This is a genomic window from Streptomyces sp. NPDC007164 (assembly GCF_040634135.1).
In the GTDB taxonomy this organism is placed as follows: domain Bacteria; phylum Actinomycetota; class Actinomycetes; order Streptomycetales; family Streptomycetaceae; genus Streptomyces; species Streptomyces sanglieri.
The window spans coordinates 46,262-61,775 of record NZ_JBEYFB010000029.1; the positions used below are offsets into that span (position 1 = coordinate 46,262).

The following is a 15,514-nucleotide window of genomic DNA, read 5'->3' on the forward strand; positions in this document are numbered from 1 at the left end:
TGTAATGGAGATTCCAGAGAATGGGGCCGGCGCGACTCGGCTGCGCGCGGCGATTCGCGATCAATGGGAGGGTCTGTCCGCGTCTGAGCGAGCCGTTGCGCAGCACCTGGTCAGCGCTCCTGTCGGGCAGCTGCTCTTCGTCAGCGCCCAGGAGCTGGGGGCCGCCAGCTCCACCAGCAACGCCACCGTCGTAAGAGCGCTGCAACGCCTCGGGTACGCGGGGTTGCCCGCCCTGAAGCGCGAGCTGGCCAACGACTTCACCGCGGCCGTCTCCCCCGAGGAGCGTCTCAAGCAGCGCATCGCGCATGTGGGTCAGGACCTGGAGTCCATCTGGGCCGATGTCTTCGACGAGGCCCAGGACCGCATCGACCACACCAGGCGCCTCACTGAACCGGAAGCCCTGAAGCGCTCGGTGACCGCCCTCGCCGAGGCGCGCGAGGTGTTCTGTTACGGAATCGCCGCCTCCGAACCGGGCGCCCGCCACTTGGCGTTGGCGCTCGGCCGGATCGGCCGACGGGCCCGCTTCGTCTCCGAGACGGGCTTCGCCCTCGCGGACCAGCTGCTGGCCCTGGAGCAGGGCGACAGTGTGGTGATCTTCCAGCCGGGCCGCCGGCTGGTGGAGCTGACCGTCATGATGGAGCGGGCCCGCGCGGTCGGCGCCAAGGTCGTACTCGTGACGGACGAGCTGGGCGAGGCATATGCGGACCGGGTCGAGGCGGTCCTGACCGCACCGCACACCCCGACCGGGATCACAGCGGAATCGCTGACAGGGCTGCTTGTCGCGGACGCACTGCTGCTTGCGCTGGCCACGCTCGACGAGACCCGGGCGGTGGAGTCCTCGCACCAGCTCACCGCGCTGCGTGAGCAGTTGCTGGATCCCAAGCGGCGGCCCTGAGAGGGCGTTTGGTGTAGTTGAATTGCCGCTTATGCCCTAGTAAGTCCCTCGCCAGGTCGGTGTGGTCTCGTCCGTTATGCGCTTTGCGAGGTTGTCGATCGAAGCGATGTGGATCATGGCTTCGGAGCTGGCATCGAGGGTCTCGTAGTCGCGAGCGAGGCGTCGGTGCATCATGATCCAGCCGATGCTCCGCTCGACTACCCAGCGCCTTTTCACGACGTGAAAGCCGCGAACTCCGGGGTTTCTGTTGACTACTTCGACGTCGATTCCGAGGGTGGCGCCGTGTTCGACAACGGTTTTCTTGAAGCCGGTGTCGACCCAACTCTTGACGATGGTTGGGTAGGTGCTTTTGGCCTGGTCGAGGAGGCGTATTCCCAAGGCGTTTTCGGAGAGGCTGGCGGCGGTGACGGTCGCGGCGAGGAGCAGGCCGATCGTGTCGGTGAGGATGCCTCGCTTCCGGCCGACGATCTTCTTGGCGGCGTCCGTCCCCTGGCTGGTCACGGGCACGTTGGTGGAGGTTTTGATGCTCTGGGTGTCGATGACGGAGCCTGTGGGTTCAGGCTTGCGGCCTTCTTTCACGCGAGCCAGCGCGGTGAGGTCGTAATTGAGCTGGGTGAAGATTCCCTCGTCGCGCCACGCGGCGTAGTAGGCGTAGACGGTGCCGTGGCTCGGGAAGTCGTGCGGGACGTACTTCCAGGGAATTCCGGTGCGGTTCACGTAGAGGATTGCGTTGAACACGTCACGAAGTTCGACTTTCGCCGGCTGTCCGGTGGGGCGACGGTCGAGCCGCGCTTTCCGCCATGCCGTCAGGGTCGGCTCGATCAGGGCCCATCGGGCGTCGGACAGGTCGCTCGGGTACGGCTTGCGCTGGCTCACGCCGCAGCGTTGCCGCGGGAAGGCCGGAAGGTACCGTTCCGCCGTTCATCGGGAGATTCTGGTGCATCATCAAACCAGACGGAATCCCAGTGGCAGAAGCGTGTGAAACGGACTGCAGAGTCTGCGCGGCAGGAGGCGCTGAAATTCACTTACCTCCCGAAACTGGGCAATGCAGGGCAGTGAGTAAAGCCGCCTTCCGGAATATACCTACGTAAACGCCCTCTGAGAGGGCAGTTCGCGAGTTGATGCCCGTTTTGAAGCGAGGTCGGGGTGCGCAACACCTTGAGCAGGCCGGGCGCCCCGTCGGCGAGGAGGCCGATCACCGCGGTGGTGTGGGCGTGGGTAGGTGCCGACGGAGATGCCGAGGCCGGTGGGCTGTCCGGGCCAGGGGGTTGTGCTTGCGCGGAGGCACCGGAGCGACGAGCGCGCGTTGGTGCGGCGGGAGCTTGCGGCGACGGTCGCCCTCGCGGGTGACGACGAGCGGGATGACCCACTCGACCAGCGCATGGAGCAGGTCGAGAGCGGCAGGACGGGGTACCAATGAGGCACCTGCGCCGATGAGTTGAGACTTCGAAAAACTCGCTCAACGGCACGGGTGCCTCGCGCGTCGAGTCCTCGCCGTCGTCACCCCACCGCCGGCCACTCCGAAAACGCCCTGTGACCGCACTGGTTCGCCGGGCTGTGGCGGGCGTGGCCGATCACTTCATTGTGCTCGGCGCACATGGCACAGTCGTCACCAGGACGTCGGAGGGCCTGCCACTTGCGCGGGAACTCGTCAAGGTCCGGTGCCCGGCGCCACATAGATCACGAGCGTCTGTTCCGGCCTCCCCGCCACATGGAACGCCGTGTAGGCGTACGTGACCACGTCTCCGTCCGGCGACCGGAGCCGTTTGTGTCCGCCCCTGCGTGGCTCGATCTCGAACTGCGGCCACCATTCCCGCACTTCGGCGCTGCCTTCGTGCAGTTCGTCGACCAGCCGCCCGAAGCGCGGATCCCCGGAGGGGGCGCCGGCCAGGGTACGCACCCGCGCGAGCAGCCCCCGCGCCTCGGGCTCCCAGTCGACCAGGACCCCCGTGCCGTCGGATCGAGAAACACCCAGCGCGCGAAGTTCGGCGGCCGCCCGCCCGCGGTGAAGAGCCCCGGGAACACCCTTTCGGTCGCCGGATTGCTGCTCAGCACGTCGTACGTGCCGTCGATCACGTACGCGGGATGCGGCTGCAGCAACAGCGGGACGGCGGCCACTTCCGGGTCGAGTGGCTCGGGCCCCGGTTCCTCGGCGGCCGGTGAGCGTCCGGCGAGCCGGAAGAGGTGGTCGCGCTCGTGCGCGTCGAGGCGCAGGGCGCCGGCGAGGGCGTCCAGGACCTGGTCCGAGGCCCGGATGTCCCGGCCCTGCTCCAGATACGTGTACCAGGTGGCGCTCATCCCGGCGAGCAGCGCCAGCTCTTCGCGCCGCAGCCCCGGGGTGCGGCGCCGGCTGGTCGACGGCAGGCCCGCCTCGCGCGGGGTGATGCGCTCGCGGCGGCTGCGCAGGAAGGCCACGAGCTCACGACGCTGCTCCTGAGGGCCGGACAGGGCGCTCTCCGACATGGGCACTAGCACCTTTGATTCCAGAATAAGCCGACTCTGGATACCAGGCTAATGCCGCCGCACACTGGCCATTGCCGTCGACAGGGGCGGCAGGGATACATGAGCAGCAGTGTGGAAGGGGCCGTCATGTCAGGCATCACCGGCAAGGTCGTGGCCGTTACGGGGGCAAGCAGCGGGATCGGCGAGGCGACCGTACTGCTGCTGGCCGAGCGCGGCGCCCGGCTGGTTCTGGGTGCGCGTCGCACCGAGCGGCTGGCGGATCTGACCGCGCGGATCAAGAAGTCGGGTGGTGAGGCGGTCCATCTGCGTACGAACGTGACCCGGATCGCCCCGGCCATGGCCGTCTACGCCGGCACGAAGGCCGCCGTGCGGGCCGTCTGCGAAGGCCTGCGGCAGGAGGCAGGGCCGACCCTGCGGGTCACCACCGTCTCACCCGGCCTGATCGCCACCGATTTCGCCGAGGCGTCGAGCAACGACCGGGTCCGCGGCGACATCACGCGCATGCGGGACGAGGTCGCCATCGAGCCCGCGGCGGTGGCCCGGGCCATCGCCTACGCGATCGAGCAGCCCGCTGACGTGGACGTGAACGAGATCGTGGTCCGGCCCACTGCTCAGAGCTGATCGGCGGAGGTGGTCGGCGGGGGTGGTCGGCGGCGGGGAACCCCGTTCCCGCAGGGACACCGGATCGGAGCACCCCGGCGCATGGTGTGCCCGCTTGACGAGACCTCAGTCGTCAACGAGACCTCAGTCGTCGGCGATCTGCAGGGCCAGTGCGAAGTGTTCACCGTTCGTCCCCGCGAGCAGGCTGTCGAACAGCGGGGTGAGCCCGTTCACGGCGCCGCAGTCGACGTCATGGTTGGTCCACCAGACGGCCTCCGGTCCGAGCAGGGACACCACCCGGACCGCCGCGTGTTCGGCGGTCTCGGCGGGCAGGTGCCGGTGGCTCGGCCAGACCAGGTCGACAGCCGCGACCCGGGCCAGGAACGAGGCGGCGCCGTGCGGTTCCACCGGCTCCAGAGCGGCACAGATCTCCGGAACGGACGGCGGGGTGTATCCGCGCAGGAAGCGCTGCCAGGGCTCGTCCGCCGCCACCACGGCAAGCAGCCCGCAAATCCGGGCCGCCAGCTCCGGCAGGTCGGGGGCGGGCTCGGTGAACCGCCCGGCCTCCACGTACACCCTCATCGGGGTGGACAGCGCTGCCATGCCCGCTTCCAGTTCGGCCAAGCCCTCCAAAGACGCCACAGTGGGATTCTGCCGTACGCCCCCGCGCACTCCCCTACCCGCCCGACGCCCACCGCCCGCTCCCGAGACCGTTCACCGACCGAGCCGTCGGACGGCGGCCGCGGCCCGCGCCGGTGGGGCCGGAGCGGGCCGTGCGGGTCAGAGGGTGGCCGCGTACGGGTCGCGGTCCGGCGGGACCAGCGGGATGGTTCCGGCCCGGCTGTCGATGTGTTCGGTCTCCCCGGAGACGATGGACCGGTCGATGGCGGTGAGGACGTCCAGGACGTGGTGGCCGAGGTCTCCGGTGGCGATGTGCGGCTCGCCGGTGCGGATGGCCCGGGCCATGTCCAGTACCCCGAGTCCGCGGCCCGCCTCGATGCCGACCGGCTCGACCGGCTCCCACCGCGCCTCGCCGTCCGCGGAGAGTCCCCGGGTGATCCGCACGTCCCCGGCGAACGTGTTGGGGTCGGGTACGGCCAGGGTGCCCTCCGTGCCGGTGATCTCCACGACCCCGCTCCGGACCAGGTGGGAGTCGAAACTGTAGACGCTCTGGCTGCTCGCCCCGCTCTCGAACGTGGCGAGTGCCGAGACATGGGTGGGGACGGCGACGGCGAATTCCGTTCCGGCGCGGTCTCCCGCCCTGATCGTGCGGATCTTGCGCCCGGTGGAGCCCACGGCGGACACCCGCGTCACTGACCCGAGCAGGGAGACCAGCATCGTCAGGTAGTAGGGGCCCATGTCGAACAGCGGGCCGGCTCCCTCGGCGAAGAGGAATTCCGGGTCGGGGTGCCAGGCGTCGGGGCCGGGGGTCTGCATGAAGGTCTGCGCCGACAGCACGGTGCCGATGTCCCCTCGGGCGATCGCCCGGCGTGCCGTCTGTACACCCGGACCGAGGACGGTGTCGGGGGCGACGCCCACCCGCAGTCCGGCTGCCGCCGCCCGGTCGAGGAGAGTGCGTGCTTCGAGCGGGTGGACGGCGAGGGGCTTCTCCGACCACACGTGCTTGCCCGCCGCGACGGCTGCCGTGCTGACGTCCGCGTGAGCGGCGGGGACGGTCAGGTTGACGACTATCTCCACGCCGTCGTGGGCGAGTACGTCCGCCGCGCTCCCCCACTCACCGACGCCGTGCCTCCGGGCCTGGGTCTCGGCGCGGTCGACGGCGACGTCGCCGACGATCCGTACGTCCGTGTCGGGGAACCGGCCGAATGTGGAGAGGTACTGCTCGCTGATGTTGCCGGCGCCGATGATGCCGACACCGACCGGACCAGGACGGGAGCTCATCAGACGATTCCCTTCTCGTTGAGGTGCGCCACGGAGCCCGCCACGCCGTCGAACATGTCGCCGTCGTAGTGGTCGAACTCCACGACCGCCCACGCGGTGTCGGGGGCGGCGGCCAGGGCGGCGGCCACCGGGATCTCGCCCTGCCCCGCCGGGACCTGCCGGGTCAGCGCGACGTCGAACGGGGCGCCGGACGTGTGCGGGTCGTCGATGACGGCGCCGTCCTTGATGTGCAGCGCCCGCACGCGGGGGCCGAGCCGGCGCAGCAGCCCGACCGCGTCCTTGCCGCCGGCCGAGGCCCAGTACACGTCCACCTCCAGCCCCACTTCGGCGTCCAGTCGCTCCACGAAGCGGTCGTAGGCGTTCACGCCCTCGATGGTGGGGGTGAACTCCTGCGAGTGGTTGTGGTAACCGACCCGCAGCCCGTGGCCGGCGGCGAGGGCGGCCGCTTCGTTCAGAAGTGACGCGGTCCTGTCGATCTCCCGTGCCTCGGCCCATCGGGCGGCCGGCACCATCGGCTCGAACACCGTTTCCAGGCCCAGCACTTGGGCCGCGTCGAACGTCCGCCGCAGTGTGTCCGGGGTCTGGCCGGGGGAAGCGATGGCGGCGTGCCCCGTGCGTGCGGCCAGCCCGTGCCGGGCGAGGGCGTCCGCGAGTTCTCGCGGACGGTGGACGAAGTCGAACACCTCGACGTTGCGCAGCCCGATCTCGGCGAGGCGGGCCAGGGTGCCGTCCTCGTCGGCTCGGAGCGCGTCGCGCATGGAGTAGAGCTGGAGTGACAACCGGGATGTGGGCATTCGGTGTCCCTTCGGGTTCAACGGTGGGTTGCGGGCCGAACGGTGACCGGCCCGGCCGGCGGTGCGTAAGTGGCGGGTCCGCACGTGGCGGGACGGCCGGCCCGCCGGGTCGGTGGGGTCCGGCAGGGCGTGCGGTGTTCCGGGCCGGGAGCTCTTCGCCTCCGGCCCGTTGGTGTCACGCGGTCGTGTCCGTCGCGGCGTCCACGGCCGTGACGTCGAACAGATGAACCTGTTCGGGGGGTGACGGCGGGCACTGGAGTCCGGCGTGGGCGAATGCCGCGCCGGTCAGGACTACGCCCCGGGCATCGGTGCCGAACCACTCCGGCCCGGATTCCGGTGGCCCGCTCTCCCCCGCTCGCACCGGCCTGATCCGGTACCGGCGGGCCGGGTCGAGGCCGCGGAAGGTGAAACGGCCCGGCCGGACCACCTCCGAGCGCCCGGTCACCGCGAGGGAGAGCAGGGCACGGCTCCGGTCGGGTGCGACCACCCCGGTCAGCTGCAGGCTGTCGTCCCAGGGGTCCTCCCGTACGAGCCGCCCGGTGTGGAGCAGGCCACGGTAGGCGTGGTACAGGGCGAACCAGTCCCGCAACTCGCCGCGTTCCCGCTCGTCGGCCGCCCGCAGGTCCCACTCGACGCCCATGTGTCCGAAGAGGGCGGTCGCCGCCCGGAACGACAGATCGTGGGTGCGGGCGGTGGTGTGGGAGCGGGGCGAGGCGATGTGGGTGCCGAGGAGTTCGAGCGGTACGAGCTGAGTGGTCCAGCGGTTGATCCGCTGGCGGTCCAGGGGGTCGCTGCAGTCCGACGGCCAGACGCGCTGGGTGCGTTCGAGCACGCCCAGGTCGATGCGCGATCCGCCGGACGAGCACGACTCGATCTCCAACACCGGGAAGCGGCGGCGCAGTTCGTCCATGAGCCGGTACGCGGCGCGGGTCTGGGCGTGGACACCGGGCCGCCGGGACGGCCCGTGCCCGGCGTCCACGAGGTCGCGGTTGTGATCCCACTTGACGGCCGCGATGTCGTACTCCGTGAGGATCGCGGTCATGCCGTCCAGGACGTGGGCGAAGGCGCCGGGGTGGGTGAGGTCGAGCACCTGCTGGTGGCGGGAGAGCAGCGGCAGCCGGCCGCCGGTGCCGAGTATCCACTCCGGGTGGGCGCGGGCCTGATCGGAGTCGGTGCTGACCATCTCGGGTTCGAACCACAGGCCGAACTCCATGCCGAGGGAACGGACATGATCGATCAGCGGGTGCAGGCCGTCGGGCCACACCTCGGGGTCGACGGTCCAGTCCCCGAGGCCGGCGCGGTCGGAGCGGCGCCCGCGGAACCAGCCGTCGTCCAGGACATACCGCTCGACGCCCACGGACGCGGCGATGTCGGCCAGTTCGGCGAGTACGCCGAGGTCGTGCGCGAAGTAGACGGCCTCCCACACGTTGAGCGTGACGGGCCGCGCGGAGCCGGGGTGCGCGGGTGAGGCCCGCAGATGCCGGTGGAACAGAGCGGCCTGCGCGTCGAGCCCGTCCCCGTAGGCCCCGTAGAGCCAGGGGCTGGTGTAGCTCCCGCCTGGCGGCAGGACGATCTCACCCGGCAGCAGGAGTTCGCCCCCGCCCAGGACCTGGTCGCCGGTGGCGAGGCGTTCCGCGTAGTGCCGCTGGTTGCCGCTGTGGCCGACGTGTACGCCCCAGACCTCGCCGGCGGCGAAGCCGAACCCGGGGGTGCCGACGGAGAGCACCAGGGGCGATTCGGCGCCGGTGCGTCCGCGCCGGTTCTCCCTGACCCAGGCGCCGACCCGCAGGGGCGCCCGCTGCGGAGTGCGTTCCATGCTCCAGCGGCCCGCGAGGTCGAGGACTTCCCGGGCCCGTGCGGGCAGGGGCAACGCGAGGCTCAGGTCGTCCAGTTGGAAGTCGTCGGCGCCGGTGTTGTCGAGGGTCGCGCGGGTGCGCAGCAGTCCTTCCTCGTCGAGTTCGAGTTCCACGAGGACGGAGAGTCCGGCGGCGGTGTCCGTGCCCCGGACGCGCAGGGAGCGTTCGGTCGTCTCGGGCGGTTCCGTGGTGAACAGGGGCGACCAGTCCGCGCCGCCGCGGCTGCCGCTGATGCCGGGGCGGCCCAGCCATGCCTCGCTCGCCTCGGGCAGGACCGCGAGCCGTACCGGCCTGTCGGGGCCGTTCGGGGCGACGTCGCGGACGGCGCCGCGTACCAGGGCGCTGAGGGTGGTGTCGTCGAGGTCGCCGAGGGGAGCACCCCAGTGGACGATCTCCGGGAGGCGGCCGTCGCCGAGGTCGACGACGACGCTCACCGTCCGGGCGCGCAGGTGGACGATCGAGGCAGTTGGTTCGGAGCGCATGATGCCTTCCGTACGGTCTGTCCCGGTCCGCGGTCGGCCGGGGTGCGGGGTCGCGTTGGGGTCATACCCCTAGAAGGCGTCCGTCCCAGGGGACGAAGGCCGCGAGATCGACGGACTTCCGGATGCCACCGGGCCGGGTCACCGTCACGAGGGTTCCGTCGACGCGCACGACGGGCGGTTCGGGCGGGGTGGTCGTGGTGGTACGGGTGAGGGTGTGCAGGCTGACCAGTACGGTGTCCCCGGCGCGGGCGGCGGCGAAGAGGGCCGGGACGGCGGAGAAGGGGCCCAGGGCGTCGGCGTCCCGGCAGCGGAACACGCGGGCGTCGTCGTAGCCGTGGAGACCGGTGATGCGTGCGGTGAGGCCTCCGGTGTTCGTCACGGTCACCGACGGGGCGTCCGGGTCGAGTTGCGTGGTCGGCGGTACGTCGTCGGCGACGGCCCAGCCGCCCTCCCGGACCGTCCGTCCGCCGGGCGAGCGCACGAGGTGGGCGCGTACCTCGTGTTCGCCGTCCGGCAGCGAGACGGAGACCACCGCGCAGCCGGGCAGTTGCCGTCCGTCGATCTGAGGCAGGTGCACCGACCCCGCGATCGTGCCGTCGACCCGCATCGCCCTGATCGCCCCGCGGCGGCTGGCCCGGCCTTCGGCGTCGACGAGGGCGAGGTGGGAGTCGACGTTCTCCTGCCAGGCGGCGCCGGTGCCGGGGGCGGTGTGGGAGGAGAACGCGAGCTTGGCGTAGTGCGGGTCGTCGGGGTCCGGGCGGGTCGGTTCGACGGGGATCTCGCAGTGGTCGCTGCCGTGGTTGGTGAGCCGGACGATGCCGTCCCGCTGTGTGGTCAGTAGCCAGCCGAGCGAAGGCATCGCGTGCGTGCCGTGGTCGGTCTCGGTGGGCTGCGGCTCCTCCACGGCCGTCCAGACCGGGGCGTCCGGGGCGAGGGCGAGACCGAGGAAGCCGATCCCCGCGAGGTAGGCCGACCCGAAGCCGCTGTAGCTCTGCGCGATCGGCTCGTAGGGCCGGTACCAGCCCAGGTCGAGGGGGCGGTCGATGCCGACGCAGTGGGCGACGAACCGGGCGAGGACCCCGGAGGCGAGGCGTCGGGTGGTGCCCGGCCGGAGCGGGTTGACGCCGGAGATCTCCGCGCACCACAGGGCGGCGAGCGCGGCGGTGCGGTAGCTGAGCGACCGTCCCATGTGCAGCATCGACCCGTCGGGGGCGACGGTCCGCGCCCAGGAGGTGACGAACGCGCCGAGGCGTTCGAGGTGGCGGTCGCCCTCGGGAGTGGTGACCCGGTCCGTCATCCGGTACCAGGCCCACAGGTAGGGGTGGATGGCCCAGGCGTTGTAGTAGTCGATGGCGTGCTCGGGGCCGTCGGTGTACCAGCCCTGCTCCAGGTACCAGGACTCGACGCGGCGCACGTTGCGTTCGCCGGTGCAGCCCGAGGTGTCCTCCCCCACCGACCGCAGGAATGCCTCGGCCATCGCCGGGAAGAGCTGCCAGTTGTTGTGCCACACCTCCAGGCGGGCGTGGTGCCTGAGCCAGTCGGCGATGCGGTGGCGCTCGGGCGCGGTGAACCGGTCCCAGAGGCGGTCGCGGCTGATGTACAGGCCGAACGCGATGTTCGCGGCCTCGACGATGGAGTTGGTGACGCCGGTGACGGGTGCGCGGCAGGTGACGCCGCGCGGCCATGACTCGCGGCCTTCCGGCTCGGTGCCGGCGAGCAGGGCGCGGGCGTAGCGCTCGGCGAGCGGTTCCGCGGTCTTCTCGTCGGCGCCGGTGAGCAGGGGGGCGGCGAGGAGGAAGGAGCGGCCGACGGTCTCCATGCTCTCGCGGCGTTCGCCGTCCGGGGTGACCCGGCCGGGCAGACGCGGGAGGGCCCCGCCGGGGCTGTCGTGGCGCCGGACGTGGTCGAGCCAGCGCAGGCCGGTGGTCTCCCAGTGGGTGCGGGTCCAGCCGGTGAGGGGCGAGCGGGTGTGGTCGTCGGGGGGCAGGGCGAAGGGGGGCGGCGCCTGGCTCATGTGGCGGTGCTCCGGTGCGGGCGGGCCGGCTCGTCGTGCGCGGAGATGTTGCCGCTCGTGGTGTCGACGCTCCAACGGTCGCTCCATTCCAGGCGTGCCCGGCCGCCGCCGATGTGCAGCGGCAGCCAGACGGGGGGCGAGTCGGCCAGCCGGTCCGGCAGCCACCGGTCGCCCAGGTAGACATGGCTGGTGCGCTCGGTTCCGTACACCGTCGCGATCGCGCTGATCTGTGAGTCGTGGGTCGCCGAGCCCTCGGGGGCGAACAGCCGCCAGGGTGCCCAGGGGCCGGTGAGCACGGGGGCGGTCGTGTACCGGTTGTCGTTGGTCGTCCAGCCGGTGAGGTCGGAGCCGAACAGGTAGTAGGTGCCGTCCACGCGTACCAGTGCGGGTGATTCGTAGCCGTGCCTGCCGTGGTCCGCGAGGGTCGTCGACACGAGGGAGTCCACGGCGAGGTAGTCGTCGGTGAGCCGGTAGATGTGCAGCCCGTGGTCCCGGTCCTCGGACAGCAGGTAGCCGACGCCGTCCTCGGTGTGGACGCCGATGTCGCGGCTGAGCCGGCCGAGCGGCCGCACGCTGCCCCGGTACTCGTACGGTCCGGCGGGTCGGTCGCCGACGGCGAAGCCGACCCGGGCGTCGGTGTAGTCCGCGGAGTCGATGTGCAGGAACATCACGTACCGGCCGGTGGCCGCGTGGTGCAGCACCTTCGGCCGCTCGACCACCCGGTCGGGGGCGAGGTCGCCGGTGCCGGCGGTCAGGGAGTCGCCCTCGTACCGCCAGGTGGCCAGGTCGGGCGACGAGTAGCAGGCGATCGCGGAGAACGTGCCGCCGCGGCGTTTGTCCTCGCCCCAGGCCCAGAAGCGGTCGCCGAGGCGCAGTATGCCGATGCCGTGCAGTTGTGCGGTCCGGCCGTGCTGGTCGTGGAAGAGCCGTCCGGGTTCGATCGCTCCGGATGTCGTGTGGTTCATGCCTCCTCTGCTCGTTCGATGCGCAGTACGTGCCCGGCGCGGGTGGCCGGCTCCCGCTGGACGAGGAGGGTGCGGTGCACCCGGTCGCCCCACACCCGCCGGAGTCTGTCGTCGTCCAGGTCGATCGCCTCGGTGCGGACGTCGAAGTTCTGGGTGTCGGCCCGCAGCAGGGCGGCTTCGACCCGGAGCCCCTCCGGGTGGGGGACGGGTGGAAGTGCCGTCATGAGGACGAGGGTCATCGTGCGGGGTGCCTCGAAGGTCCAGTCGTCGCGGAGCAGTACGGCGCCCTGTTCGCGGTCGAGTTCGACGGACCGCTCGCAGCGCACCAGTGCGCTTTCCGGCGGATAGGCGGGGGCGAGGTCCATCCGCAGCCGGGCCACGGTGCCGTCGTCCTCGAAGGTGACGCCCCGCGCCCCGAACTCCTTGCCGTGCCGCTGCTCGACGCCGTCGGGCAGCGGTACGTTGTGCCAGGGGCTGCGCATCGTCCAGATCGTGTAGCGGGTGTCGGGCTGGAAGGTCTCGCGGCGGTAGACGCCCACACCGACGTCGATGAGGACCGGCTCGCCGTCGAGGGAGACGATGACACCGCCGGCGTCGTTGTGGTTGTGGCTCACATCGTTGTGGCCGCCCTTCGCGGCGACGAACAGACCGGAGGCGGACCCCCGTCGCTCCCGTACGACCGCGATCTCGGTGCCGGGCAGATACCGCGAGGCCGGCATACCCGGTGCCGCCTCACCCTCCGACGCCCAGCCCGGGGACCGGAGTTCGGCGAGCGTCCTTCGGAACAGGGGCGCCAGCTGGCCGTCGAACCGCAGGGGTTGGCGACGTCCCATCCACCGGGCGTGGCGCACGGCGTCCTGGTCACCGACACGGGCCGCGAACCGGGCCAGCAGGTGCCAGTTGGCGTTCTCCGGCAGCACGGGCGAGCCGTCGGAGTAGTTGACCTGTGTGCCGGGGCCGATCTGCATGTCCACCGGGAACGACGCCATCGCCGCGACCGGGGGCACGGTGAAGCCGTCGAAGGCGCCGCCGGTGATCTCCCCCAGCAGGTCCAGGGCCTCGAAGAGGGTCGCGCCCGCCCACCACCAGTACGTGGCGCCCTCGTCGCAGCTGCCGTCCTCGTCGTAGCCGGCGCGGAACCGGTCGAGGATCACCAGCGCACGCTCTACGGTCCGCTCCAGCCTGTCCCGGTCCGGCTCGGTCACCGCCGCGCACACCAGGACGTTCGACACGATCCAGGGGGCCCAGTTGTTCGGCGGCGCGTCGACGCCGTGCCAGAAGTAGGTCTCGCTCTCCCAGGGGCCGAGGACGCGTCGCCGGATCTCGTGGTGGACGCGGCCGCGGATCCCGGGGAAGAGCTCTTCCAGGCGGGCGCCCGCGAAGGCGTCCACCGAGGCGAGCAGTGCGCCGGTGTAGGCGTCGGCGAGGTCGAGGACGTCACGGCCCGGCTCCGGGAGGAAGGGGCGGTGCCCCGACTCGGGGAGCGCGTAGTGGGAGGGCAGGCACCAGGCGGACAGTTCGCACAGGCGCCAGACGGCGTCGCCGAGCGCGACGGCGTCCTCGTCCTTGTCGTCCGCCGCCAGCAGCAGTGCCGTGGAGGCGAGGTGTCCGAGCAGGGCGTGCTCGGTCCGTTCATGGGGGCGGCGGTCGCCGTCCCGGCTGTAGGCCGCCCAGGCGCTGAGACTCGGCACGTACTGTGCCGCCCTGTCGCGCCAGTCGGCCGCGGCGCGGGCCAGCGCCGCGCGGTCGCGCTCGCCGAGGTGTGCCCAGCCGTGGCGGTCGCCCACCGGCGGTGCCGGGGACCACGCCCGGACGCGCAGCGCGGCTCGCGCGTCCGGGGTGAGCCGGGAGAGGAAGGAGGGTTCGGAGGTCATGTGCGGCTTCCCTGCTTGTCGAGCTGCTGGGTGTATTCCTTGCGGACGGTGTTCCCGACGGAGGATTTCCAGGAGGAGATCGCGGACCGTACCGCGTTCAGGTCCGCGCGCCCGAGGATGTAGCTGTTGACGGTGTCGTTGAGGGCGCTCGTCGCCGAGCCCGAGCGTGACGCGGCCGGCGAGTAGAGCCCTTGTACGGGGTTCTCGACCAGCATGTCCTGGGTGGCGACCTGCCAGGCGTGGGAGCGCCGGAGCTGTTCGTCGATCCGGATGGGGTTGGTCAGCACCTGGGGGCCCTCGGTGACGCGGAAGAGGCCGCTGGGTTCGACCGTCGTCCGGCCGGTCTTCGTGAGTTCCACGGTGTCGCCGTCGCGGGTGAAGTGGACGCCTTCCCTGCCGTTGCGGATCTTGAAGTACTCCTGGGAACCATAGGGTGCGGCAAGGTAGTTGAGGATGCCGAGCTGTTCCTCGATCTTGTTCCGGCCCGCCTTCTTGAAGGCGGTGAAGCCGAAGCTCGACGTGCCCTGGTAGTTGGCTCCCCTGCCGCCGTCCGAGCCGAACGGGACGACGGCGCCCAGCACCACGCCCTTCGGCAGGGTCGTGTCCAGCAGCGAGGAGATGCCGTCCATGTGCATCAGGACGGTCCCGTTGGCGAGGTAGGTCTTGGCCTGCGAGTTCTCCAGGCTGGGGGTGTCCGGGTGGTAGTAGCCGGCCGCGTGGAGCTTCTTGATGTAGCTGATGGTCCGGATCCACTCGTCCGTCTCGTACTTGTTGACGAGCTTGCCCCCGTCGAGCTTCCAGCCGTTCGGTACGCCGAAGACTGCGCCGATGATGTCGAAGCCCCACTCGACGCCGTTGGCGCCGCCCTGTCCGCAGATCGCGTACCGGTTGGCCCTGGCGTCGGTGACCTCCTTGCACAACGCGGTGAAGTCGGCCTCGCTCTTCGGTGCGGGCTCCTGCCCGGTGAGTTCCTTGATGATGTCCGGGCGGCAGACGAGGATGCTGCCGAACGGCGGGCGCGGTTCGGGGACGCCGTAGATGCGGCCGTTGATGCGGGCGCTCGCCCACGAGGCCTCGGGGAGGTTGGCGAGGTTGGGGTATTTCCTGACCTTGTCGCCGGACAGGTGCTCGGACAGGTCCTGGAACTTCGCCTCCAGCAGCTGCGGGTATCCCTGCGGCGGCGCGAAGGTGAGGAACTGCACCAGGTCGGGCAGGTCGCCGCCGGCCGTCATCGTCGCGAACTTGGACGCGTAGGAGTCCCCCGGCACGAGCTGGATGTCGAAGCTCGTGTTCACCTGCTCGCCCATGTACGACAGGTAGCTGTTGGCCGCGGGCGGCGGGGAGTAGTACGTGACGACGAACGCCGAGGTCTCCCCGCCGGAACCCGGCTTCCCCGTGACCGACCGGAACAGTCCGCTCTCGGCGGGCGAGCGGTAGTACACCGGTTGCACGGTGCCGTTGCCCTTGAGGTCGGGGACCGGCCCCTTGGTGATGGGGACGTAGGCGGGCAGCTTCGCGATGTCGGTGGACACCGCGGTGCCCGCGCCGGAGCCCGAGCAGCCGGCGAGCGCCTGCCCCGTGCCGAGGGCGGCGATTCCGAGGGCCGTGCCCCTGAGCAGGTCGCGCCGGCTCAGTCCCGGCGAGGTGGAACGGTTCATCGTGCGTCTCC

Annotated in this window: 11 protein-coding genes and 2 pseudogenes; 2 read left to right on the forward strand and 11 right to left on the reverse strand. The window is 71.1% G+C overall.

The genetic code is table 11. From position 1 onward, the window contains the following. Positions 1 to 4 precede the first annotated feature (4 nt). The gene (locus ABZ622_RS28855) at positions 5 to 895 is read left to right on the forward strand and encodes a MurR/RpiR family transcriptional regulator (RefSeq protein WP_360548059.1); all 891 of its coding nucleotides are present in this window, start codon (positions 5 to 7) and stop codon (positions 893 to 895) included. Between the two features lie 36 nt (positions 896 to 931). Here ABZ622_RS28855 and ABZ622_RS28860 read toward each other — a convergent pair whose 3' ends face one another. The 3 genes and pseudogenes from ABZ622_RS28860 to ABZ622_RS28870 form a co-directional block, all read right to left on the reverse strand. After that, positions 932 to 1,771, reverse strand: a complete 840-nt coding sequence (locus tag ABZ622_RS28860; protein ID WP_360548061.1) for an IS5 family transposase — start codon at positions 1,769 to 1,771, stop codon at positions 932 to 934. Between the two features lie 272 nt (positions 1,772 to 2,043). Then, positions 2,044 to 2,312: pseudogene (locus ABZ622_RS28865) on the reverse strand (IS5/IS1182 family transposase); the annotation flags it as partial. Positions 2,313 to 2,546: 234 nt separating this feature from the next. After that, positions 2,547 to 3,358: pseudogene (locus ABZ622_RS28870) on the reverse strand (helix-turn-helix transcriptional regulator). Positions 3,359 to 3,484: 126 nt separating this feature from the next. On the opposite strand from ABZ622_RS28870, the gene ABZ622_RS28875 reads away from it, so the two are divergent. After that, positions 3,485 to 3,979 carry an SDR family NAD(P)-dependent oxidoreductase gene (locus tag ABZ622_RS28875; protein WP_360548063.1) on the forward strand — a complete coding sequence of 165 codons (495 nt, stop codon included), beginning with the start codon at positions 3,485 to 3,487 and terminating at the stop codon, positions 3,977 to 3,979. A gap of 123 nt (positions 3,980 to 4,102) precedes the next feature. Here the strand turns inward: ABZ622_RS28875 and ABZ622_RS28880 are convergent, their stop codons facing one another. From ABZ622_RS28880 to ABZ622_RS28915, 8 genes are all read right to left on the reverse strand, one after another. Next, positions 4,103 to 4,600, reverse strand: coding sequence for a hypothetical protein (locus ABZ622_RS28880; protein WP_360548065.1), 498 nt, complete (start codon positions 4,598 to 4,600; stop codon positions 4,103 to 4,105). A gap of 138 nt (positions 4,601 to 4,738) precedes the next feature. Further along, positions 4,739 to 5,860 (reverse strand): Gfo/Idh/MocA family oxidoreductase, encoded by a 1,122-nt coding sequence (locus ABZ622_RS28885; RefSeq protein WP_360548067.1) that lies wholly within the window; start codon positions 5,858 to 5,860, stop codon positions 4,739 to 4,741. Next, positions 5,860 to 6,654 (reverse strand): sugar phosphate isomerase/epimerase, encoded by a 795-nt coding sequence (locus ABZ622_RS28890; protein WP_360548069.1) that lies wholly within the window; start codon positions 6,652 to 6,654, stop codon positions 5,860 to 5,862. The genes ABZ622_RS28885 and ABZ622_RS28890 overlap by 1 nt, the downstream gene beginning before the upstream one ends. Before the next feature lie 175 nt (positions 6,655 to 6,829). After that, complete coding sequence (locus ABZ622_RS28895; protein ID WP_360548071.1) at positions 6,830 to 8,992, reverse strand: alpha-galactosidase; 2,163 nt, start codon at positions 8,990 to 8,992, stop codon at positions 6,830 to 6,832. Between the two features lie 61 nt (positions 8,993 to 9,053). Next, positions 9,054 to 11,006: a DUF2264 domain-containing protein gene (locus tag ABZ622_RS28900; protein WP_360548073.1), complete on the reverse strand. Its 1,953-nt coding sequence runs from the start codon at positions 11,004 to 11,006 to the stop codon at positions 9,054 to 9,056. After that, positions 11,003 to 11,971, reverse strand: a complete 969-nt coding sequence (locus tag ABZ622_RS28905; protein WP_360548075.1) for a family 43 glycosylhydrolase — start codon at positions 11,969 to 11,971, stop codon at positions 11,003 to 11,005. Before ABZ622_RS28905 ends, ABZ622_RS28900 begins: the two co-directional genes overlap by 4 nt. After that, positions 11,968 to 13,845 carry a heparinase II/III family protein gene (locus ABZ622_RS28910; protein ID WP_360548077.1) on the reverse strand — a complete coding sequence of 626 codons (1,878 nt, stop codon included), beginning with the start codon at positions 13,843 to 13,845 and terminating at the stop codon, positions 11,968 to 11,970. The genes ABZ622_RS28905 and ABZ622_RS28910 overlap by 4 nt, the downstream gene beginning before the upstream one ends. After that, positions 13,842 to 15,503, reverse strand: a complete 1,662-nt coding sequence (locus ABZ622_RS28915; protein WP_360548079.1) for an extracellular solute-binding protein — start codon at positions 15,501 to 15,503, stop codon at positions 13,842 to 13,844. The genes ABZ622_RS28910 and ABZ622_RS28915 overlap by 4 nt, the downstream gene beginning before the upstream one ends. Positions 15,504 to 15,514: the final 11 nt, after the last annotated feature.